Origin of the sequence: Leucobacter sp. M11 (assembly GCF_035726885.1) — a bacterium.
In the GTDB taxonomy this organism is placed as follows: domain Bacteria; phylum Actinomycetota; class Actinomycetes; order Actinomycetales; family Microbacteriaceae; genus JAPFRB01.
Genome location: NZ_JAPFRB010000002.1, coordinates 755,622 through 757,161, shown reverse-complemented (window position 1 = coordinate 757,161; position 1,540 = coordinate 755,622). Strand labels below are relative to the sequence as shown.

General features: G+C 69.0%; 1 protein-coding gene. It reads left to right on the top strand.

The genetic code is table 11. The features are described 5' to 3' along the window. Nucleotides 1–308: 308 nt before the first annotated feature. Nucleotides 309–1,540: aspartate kinase (locus OOT08_RS08030; RefSeq protein ID WP_325092082.1), on the top strand; the 1,232-nt coding region annotated here is incomplete at its 3' end.

Sequence of the window (1,540 nt, the reverse complement as noted above, 5' to 3'; positions counted from 1 at the left end):
GGAGCCACCGGTCGTCGACCCCGGGAAGCAGCCACCGACGGACGGGGGCACGCCGCCCCTCGCCGATACCGGCGCAGGCGTCGCGCCCGCGTGGCCGCTCGCCGGGGGGATCCTGCTCCTCGTGGGCGGGGCGATCGTCCTGGCCCGCCGGTTCCGGCACCGGGCCGGCTAGCCGCGAGCGGGGGCCGGGGGAGCACCCCGGCCCCCGCGGACCGCGGAAAGCCGCGCGTGTCTCTCGCGGTATCCCAAGCGCGCTAAGATGATTTCTCGGGCACCCGAACTCTTTTTCACCCCCGGGAGGTATCTCTGTGGCATTGATCGTGCAGAAGTTTGGCGGCTCATCCGTCGCCGACGCCGAGAGCATCAAGCGCGTCGCCAAGCGAATCGTGGAGACCCGCCGCGCCGGAAACGACGTCGTCGTCGCCGTCAGCGCCATGGGGGACACGACCGATGAGCTGCTCGATCTGGCCACCGAGGTTTCCCCGATCCCCGCGCCCCGCGAGCTCGACATGCTCCTCACCGCGGGCGAGCGCATCTCGATGGCGCTGCTCGCGATGGCGATCAAGGGGATGGGCGTCGAGGCGCTCTCCTTCACCGGCTCCCAGGCCGGGATGATCACCGACGCGACCCACGGCGCCGCGAAGATCGTGGACGTCACCCCGAAGCGGGTGCGCGGCGCCCTCGACCAGGGCGCGGTCGCCATCGTCGCCGGGTTCCAGGGTTTCAACCGCGACACCGGGAACATCACGACCCTCGGTCGCGGTGGCTCGGACACGACCGCCGTCGCGCTCGCCGCGGCCCTCGGCGCGGATGTCTGCGAGATCTACACCGACGTGGACGGCATCTTCACGACCGACCCGCGCGTGGTGCCCGCCGCCCGAAAGATCGACGCGATCACGAGCGAGGAGATGCTTGAGCTCGCCGCCTCCGGCGCAAAGGTGCTCTACATCCGGGCCGTGGAGTACGCCCGCCGCCACGGCGTGAAGCTGCACGTCCGCTCGTCGTTCTCGAACGCCGAGGGCACCATCGTCTACAACCCAGAGCACGGCCACCCGAAGGGAGACAACGTGGAAGACCCGATCATCACCGGAATCGCCACCGAGAAGAACGAAGCCAAGATCACGGTCGGCGGCGTTCCCGACGTACCGGGCAAGGCCGCGCAGATCTTCGAGATCGTCGCGAAGACCAACGCGAACATCGACATGATCGTGCAGAACGTGTCCGCCGCGGACACGAACCGCACCGACATCTCCTTCACGGTGCCGCTGCAGGACGGCAAGCTCGTCGTGGACGCCCTCGAGGCCGAGCGCGAGCTCGTTGCCTTCGAGAGCCTCGTGTACGACGATCAGATCGGCAAGATCGCCGTCGTCGGGGCCGGAATGCGCACGAGCGCGGGCGTCAGCGCGAAGCTGTTTCGCGTGCTCTACGACGCGGGCATTAACATCGAGATGATCTCCACGAGCGAGATCCGCATCTCCGTGGTGACCCGGGCCGACCTGCTCGACGAGGCCACCCGCGTCCTGCACACGGCGTTTGGGCT